This window comes from Mycolicibacter kumamotonensis, from assembly GCF_002086285.1.
GTDB lineage: Bacteria > Actinomycetota > Actinomycetes > Mycobacteriales > Mycobacteriaceae > Mycobacterium > Mycobacterium kumamotonense.
The window spans coordinates 1-217 of sequence record NZ_MVHU01000126.1 but is presented as its reverse complement, the minus strand read 5'-3'; the positions used below and the strand labels follow the sequence as shown (position 1 = coordinate 217).

At 68.2% G+C, this 217-nt stretch carries 1 protein-coding gene; it reads left to right on the top strand.

Annotation, left to right across the window (positions count from 1 at the left end):
* Positions 1-217, top strand: a 217-nt coding sequence (locus BST28_RS23065) for a beta-ketoacyl synthase N-terminal-like domain-containing protein (RefSeq protein ID WP_272937551.1), incomplete at both ends; no start/stop codon positions are given.

Genomic DNA, 217 nt, shown 5'->3' with positions numbered 1-217 from the left:
GGAGGCGTTGGAACGGGCCGGGATCGCCCCGGACTCCCTGCGCGGCACCACCACCGGCGTCTACGCCGGAGTCATGCAAAGCGACTACGCCATCGGCGGCCTAACCAACGAAGAGATCGAAGGCTACGTGTTGACCGGCGTCAGCGGCAGTGTGGTGTCGGGTCGGGTGGCGTATGCGTTGGGGTTGGAGGGCCCGGCGGTGTCGGTGGATACGGCG